At 57.5% G+C, this 6,134-nt stretch carries 4 protein-coding genes and 2 pseudogenes; 4 read left to right on the top strand and 2 right to left on the bottom strand.

Annotated features, from left to right (window positions below):
* Positions 1-284 precede the first annotated feature (284 nt).
* Positions 285-659, bottom strand: a complete 375-nt coding sequence (locus PAF17_RS19805; protein ID WP_271890789.1) for a hypothetical protein — start codon at positions 657-659, stop codon at positions 285-287.
* A gap of 232 nt (positions 660-891) precedes the next feature.
* Complete coding sequence (locus PAF17_RS19800) at positions 892-2,172, bottom strand: IS110 family RNA-guided transposase (RefSeq protein WP_271890790.1); 1,281 nt, start codon at positions 2,170-2,172, stop codon at positions 892-894.
* Between the two features lie 136 nt (positions 2,173-2,308).
* Between PAF17_RS19800 and PAF17_RS19795 the strand changes: the two are divergent.
* The 4 genes and pseudogenes from PAF17_RS19795 to PAF17_RS19780 form a co-directional block, all read left to right on the top strand.
* A pseudogene (locus tag PAF17_RS19795) lies at positions 2,309-2,614 on the top strand (integrase core domain-containing protein); the annotation flags it as partial.
* Positions 2,615-2,886: 272 nt separating this feature from the next.
* Positions 2,887-3,261, top strand: a pseudogene (locus tag PAF17_RS19790) (IS6 family transposase); the annotation flags it as partial.
* Between the two features lie 470 nt (positions 3,262-3,731).
* A complete protein-coding gene (locus tag PAF17_RS19785) occupies positions 3,732-4,619 on the top strand; it encodes a DMT family transporter (RefSeq protein WP_271890788.1) in 888 nt (295 codons plus the stop codon).
* 378 nt (positions 4,620-4,997) lie between these two features.
* Complete coding sequence (locus PAF17_RS19780) at positions 4,998-5,762, top strand: class I SAM-dependent methyltransferase (protein WP_271890787.1); 765 nt, start codon at positions 4,998-5,000, stop codon at positions 5,760-5,762.
* The last annotated feature ends 372 nt before the right edge of the window (positions 5,763-6,134 follow it).

The following is a 6,134-nucleotide window of genomic DNA, read 5'->3' as shown; positions in this document are numbered from 1 at the left end:
TCACGGACTTCGGATAATGTACGCCCTTGAACTCGATCACGCCAACCGCCTTTTTCCAACTCCCTGACAACGCTGACATATCATGCGCGCCCAGAAAGTCGAAAGTTTGCGACAAAACCAATCGGGTCATCCTCAATATGTGTGGTGGAGCGGAAGCATTCGAGCCCTGAGCAAGTTCGGGCCGGCTCGACCGTACATCGTGCGCTTCAAGGTCTTCAGTCGGTTGATCTGGCCTTCGGCTTGACCATTGCTCCAATGCATTTCGATCGCATTCCTGACCCCAATTAAAGGCTACGCGACACGTCCCGCCACAGCGCCCGGCGGTCGCCGGCCTGCGATCCGAGCAGGAAGGAAAGTTCGGCGTCAGATAGCGCCAGCCCGTCATAGCTGTCGCGTCCCGCCTGGTGGTGCGGCAGGATCAGTTGGTTCTGCAAGCCTTCGAGGATCGTGGCCCCGGCGGCGCAGTCCCTGATCTGCGAGACGAACTGAACCAGCATGATTACGACGACGTTCTTCTTGCGCAACGTCGCCAGCCAGGTCTTCAGCTCGCGCTGGAAGTAGAGATCGTCGAGGAACACACCGGCTTCTTCCAGAACCAGCAGGGTCGGGCTGCGGGCGCTGACGGTCTTTTCGATCTGACGGAAGAGATATCCCTGCATTGTGGTCTCTGACAACGTCCTAGCTCGGGAACAAAACGCGGTTTGAGACGTCAGATCACGGGGCATCCGAGCGACCGGATACCTTTGGAATAGTTGCCCAGGCGGGCTCCGCCGTCAAGAAGTGGTCTCTTCCATAGCAAATACAGGGTCGGCCTGGTTGCCGCCCTCACCGTCCTTAAGACGAGATCCTAAATCCCAAGCGGAAGGCCCGAACATTATCTACGAGGTCGCGTTATGCGCCTCCACGGCCCTTTGAGAGAGAGGTCCTTCCGCCTGGGCTCACCCCCTCGAAGAAGGGGCGATAGGGTTCGCCGGATTTGATCACGGCGTGAATGGTGCGCGCCATCTTGGCTGCGATGGCGGTGTATGCCTTGCGGCGCAAATCCGGGTTGTGGCGATCTTGCGCGATGTAACGCTCGAATTTGTCGCGGAAGCTGTTTGCTTTCTTCAAGACCGCGGTCTGCCCTGCCAACCACAATGTGCGGCGGAGGCGGGCGTTGCCGTATTTGGATATCTTGCTGCGGCCGCGGAACATGCCGGACTGGACGGTGGCCAGATCCATTCCGCAGAACTTCAGGAACTGGCGGTGATGATGGAAACGGCGCAGGTCGCCGGTCTCGGCCAGAATGGTCAGCGCATTGATCGGCCCGATGCCGGGAATGGTGCGCAGCAGTTGATAATCGGGCCTATCGCCTAGCAGTTCGACCGCCCGATCTTCGATGGCATTGCGTTGCCGGATCAGGCTTCTGCCTTCGGCCAGCATCATGCGGAACATTCGAATGGCGTCTGAATCCGGCGCGACAGGCAGCCCCGCAGAAGTCTTCGCCGTTTCGTAAATGTCTGACAACATGAGCGTCTTCTCCACTTTGCGCCCGACCACCTCCCATGCCGCCTTGGTGAACTCCTCCTTGGTCATGGCCGAGATCATGTGCGGGGACGGAAACATCTCGAGGAAAGCCAGGAACCAGTCTGTGCGCGAACTGCGATGAAAGCGATCGGCTTCCGGGAAGTAAAGTGGCAGGGAGTGGGTCAGGATGCGGTGCCACAGCTCGGTCTTGGACCGCGACACCGCATCATGGGTTTTGGACAATTCCTGAATGTCGTTCGTCCCGGCCACCATCGGGTCCTGAAAGATCTGCACCGCACCGATCTGTAGCATGTGCAAAATGACCTGAGCATCCTTCGGATCGTTCTTGTCCCAGCTGTTGTGCAACGCCTCCCGCGTCCGGGCCAAAGCGACTGAGGACACCAGCTTCAAGTCAAACCCGGCGACGCCCAAATGATACATCAGCACCCGATGATAGTTGCCAGTCGCTTCAAAGCCGATCCGGACGGGCAGGCCGTATTCTCGCAAGATCGCGATAAGCCGCATGAAATCGTCGGTGGAATTGGTGATCGTCAGGCGCCGCCTGCGCGTCTTGCCCGGGACGGCAATCAGCACCTCGTGCCGGTGTTTGGAAATGTCGATGCCTACCAGAACACGGGCATCCGAAGTATGCTCAACCTTGGCCATAGCCGGTCTCCTCTGTGGTGTGGTTCGCAAAACCACCATAGAGACCCAAGACCCGGTTATGGCCGCCTGCTGCGCAATTTTGGTGGCTGCGCAGGCGGCCATAACCTTCAACGGCGCGCTATTCCCTACATGCTACGGCACCGAACTGATCAGTAACTCAATCTTAACCTTCGCTGCCGCGCACTGTATCGAATGGCACTACATCGCGCCGGGCAAGACGACGCAGAATGTCTTCGTGGAGAGTTTCAACGGCCGGATGCGCGAGGAATGCCTCAACGAACACCTGTTCCCGTCTTTGCACCATGCCTGCCGCATGATCGCGGCATGGCGCGCCGACTACAATCAAAACAGGCCTCACTCCAGTCTCGCTGGCCTGACGCCACACGAGTATGCTAACCGGTCAAATGGAGACCAAAACCTGAACAGAGCTAACCCTAAATAGCGGACTCCAAGGGGAGCAGGTCATCACGTTCGGGCGCCAATAGGCGGAAAAGTTGCACATGGTCTTTCCTCCTTACAGGGTTATGCCGGGCTTCAGGTTACCGTAGCAGTCGAGCCAGCCGCGCGCCGTCGCGCAGGACATACAGAGGCAGGTTCCCACCGGCTCGCCCGGCGCGATCACGGGCGCAAGAAACGGTACTGTCGCAAACTTTCGACTTTCTGCATGCACGTGATATTTCAGCGTTTTCAGAGGGTTTGCAAGAGGCGATTGGCGTGATTGAATTCAAAGGCGTGCATTGTCCGAAGTCCGTGATCCTGCAAGCGGTTTTCTCCTACCTACGGTACGCCGTCTCCTGCCGAGACCCCGGAGGAGATCATGGCAGAGCGCAGGGTGAAGGTCGACCATGCCACGCTGAATCGTTGGGTGGTAAAGTTCGCGCCGCTGATCGCGGCTCAGGTGCAAGCGAAAAAGCGGCCGACCGCCCCATCCTGGCGGATGGACGAGACATTCATCAAGGTGAAGCGCCGCTGGTCCTATCTTTACCGGCCCTTGGATCGCGACGGACAAACCCCTGATTTCCTGCTTCCAGACGCCGAGATCTGTCCGCTGCCCGGCGCTTCGTCAAGCGAGCGATCGGTACCAGCGGCGAAACCGTATCCCAGACCTTCGCTGAGCGAGCAGCTTAATTCTGTCCGCAGTCCAGGCCATGCCGACGCTCGGCAAAATTTGCGATAGAACCCGAAGCGGACATGCGGCGGCTTAGAGACCTAGCAGTCTGCTTCTGTGGTTGCCGTCCAGTTCGGCACAGATCTGACCTTGGTCTCGAGATCAGACGCCGCGTCGCAGCTTCACCAAACCCGTTGCTCGTTCATGCCACAGCATTGCGGATTGCCAAGGGGCGACTGTCCGCGACGAAACTGTCATTGGATTGCTCAAAAGCAAGAAACGGATCGCGCGGAAGCAACTTATAGCGGCGCAATCCCGTCATGGAGAAAAATGAAACGCCCGAAATGAGTGCCCAAGGTGTGTTCGCCGCGTCTAACGTTCCTCGGAAACTGGAGGAACAATGCAGCAAAGCGCATCAAAGAACCGCACTATGACCTCGTTGGAATGGGCCATGTTACTAGCCCTTGCCACGGTGTGGGGCGGATCGTTCTTTTTCAACGAAATAGCGGTGCGGGAACTGCCCGTATTCACCGTGGTCGTATCTCGAGTGGCGTTGGCCGCAATCATTCTGTTGATGATCATGCGCCTCCGAGGCGAGCGTTTACCGCATGACCGGCGGGTCTGGGCAGCCTTCGTCGGTATGGGCATTCTGAACAATGCGGTCCCCTTCTCTCTGATCGTCTGGGGACAACAGCACATCGCCTCAGGTGTGGCGTCGATCCTGAACGCCTCTACGCCATTGTTCACCGTCATGCTGGCTCACCTTCTGACCAGTGATGAACGCATGACTGTGGGCAAATTCGTCGGTGTTCTGATCGGTTTTACCGGAGTCGCGGTGATGATCGGACAGGAGGCGATGCGCGATCTGGGCACGGGCGTCATCGCACAGTTCCTTTGCCTCGCGGGTGCAGTGTCCTACGCCTTTGCAGGAATTTACGGGCGGCGTTTCCGCGCCATGGGCATCAGCCCCATGGGCACCGCGACAGGACAGGTCATTGCATCAAGTCTGATCATGCTCCCGCTGGTCATGGTTCTGGATCGGCCATGGACGCTGCCACCTCCCAGTCTGACAGCTATCGGAGCACTGGTCGGCGTGGCCGCGATTTCAACCGCTTTGGCCTATGTACTCTACTTCCGCATTCTCGCCACGGCAGGGGCCACCAACCTGCTGTTGGTGACATTTCTAATTCCGGTCAGCGCGATCCTGCTTGGAACACTCTTCCTCGAAGAAACCGTGCTCCCGTGCCATTTTGCGGGGATGGCGCTGATCGGTGCAGGTCTGGCGGCAATCGACGGGCGGCTGTTGCGGACCACAACCGGCATACGAAAGGAGCCATAGAATGAGTATCAACGATCAGCGCTGGAAGGCCATTGAAATTTGCGATGTGAAGACGGCCAGAGCTCTCGTGTACGGTCGGGAAAGCGACCAGATCTATCATTCCACTATTTGCCGCAACCGTCCGCGCTGCAATACAATCAGGTAATAGCCACGCCAGAGGTAGTGCAAAAACGGGCTTCTGCGCCTGTGACGATTTCTCCCCCGATCAGGCGGCGTGGCTGGTAAGAGCCAGTCGCTGGCTGCTGCTCGACACCGATGAGCGGACTCTGAATGCACCGCGCGATTCTTCGAGCGTGATCAGATGCTATCTGACTTGACCCACCCACTCCTAGGACAAAGAAGATCGACCACGCAGCGAACAACGGAGGCTCGAACAGCATGCGAGACAATCGATATGGGGCGCTCTCATCTTGGGTTTACAATCTCGATAAGCCGGTGGGTCGGTCCTTTGGCGATCTGGAGTATTATCGGGACCGTCTTGCGCAATGTCATGGCCCCATTCTTGAGCCTGCTGTAGGTAATGGCAGGATTTTTGTGCCCCTGCTGCAGGACGGCTTCCAGATCGAGGGCTTCGATGCCTCTGAGGAGATGCTGAATTATTGTCTGGATGAGTGCCGAGGGCGAAACCTTCCGTTGAATTTGACCCGGCAGACGTTCGAGAATTTCTCCTACGACAAGAGATTCGCGGCTATCATCATCCCGGCTGGATCATTTCAACTCATCACCGATGAAGTTGCGGCAGCCGCCGTATTGAAGCGCTTTTATGATCACCTGGCACCCAAGGGTCAATTGATCATCGACCTAGATCCGATTGGCAGCATACTTGCTCCTCCTGGCCCCAATCGTAGCTGGACCACGGAAGGTGGTGACGTGCTGACCTTGACCGACAACAGGGTGGAGACCAACTACCTCGCGCAGACGACGCTTTCTCACAATCGCTATGAACGCTGGCACAATGGGTCGCTGATCGAGACCGAGTTGGAATTCTTCAAACTGCGTTGGTGGGGTATCCATGAGTTCCGGCTGGCTTTACAGGCTGCTGGTTTCGTGGATGTGCAGATGTCAGGCAATTATCAGCATGCACGGATACCGCAGTCGGAGGATGAGATTATTACCTTTGAGGCACAACGAATGACAGCTTAGGGCTTATTCCGTTGAAAAATTCCGCATGCCTAAGGGGCTGGCCGCTGCTTCAATTTGGCTGCGGCTGCGGCTGCGTGACGTGAATGGCGATGCTGGGGTGCCGGCAGGAAGCGCAAGGCGCTCTGTTTTACGATTTCTCGATCGAAGCACACGTCGCAGCTGACCCCATGCTCAGATCGGTTGACCAGTTTGTCGACCTGGCCAGCATCAGAGCCTTCGAAACCTGCTTCTCTACGCCACCGCGAGCTTGCGGCTTGAATAGCCCCGCGTTTCCTAGACGCCTTCGGGTCTCGGTTTCCGCTGCCGTTCGAACTCTACGGGCGACAGCATCCCGTTTCTCGCATGCTTGCGCTTCGGATTGTAGAACATCTC

The sequence above is a fragment of the Paracoccus onchidii genome (genome assembly GCF_028294535.1).
GTDB lineage: Bacteria > Pseudomonadota > Alphaproteobacteria > Rhodobacterales > Rhodobacteraceae > Paracoccus > Paracoccus onchidii.
The sequence above is the reverse complement of the archived record's forward strand: the minus strand, read 5'-3'. Positions and strand labels throughout refer to the sequence as shown.

Coding starts and splice junctions, on each gene's coding strand:
- PAF17_RS19805 (WP_271890789.1), bottom strand. CDS start 659: ATGCAGGGATATCTCTTCCGTCAGATCGAAAAGACCGTCAGCGCCCGC.
- PAF17_RS19800 (WP_271890790.1), bottom strand. CDS start 2,172: ATGGCCAAGGTTGAGCATACTTCGGATGCCCGTGTTCTGGTAGGCATC.
- PAF17_RS19785 (WP_271890788.1), top strand. CDS start 3,732: ATGTTACTAGCCCTTGCCACGGTGTGGGGCGGATCGTTCTTTTTCAAC.
- PAF17_RS19780 (WP_271890787.1), top strand. CDS start 4,998: ATGCGAGACAATCGATATGGGGCGCTCTCATCTTGGGTTTACAATCTC.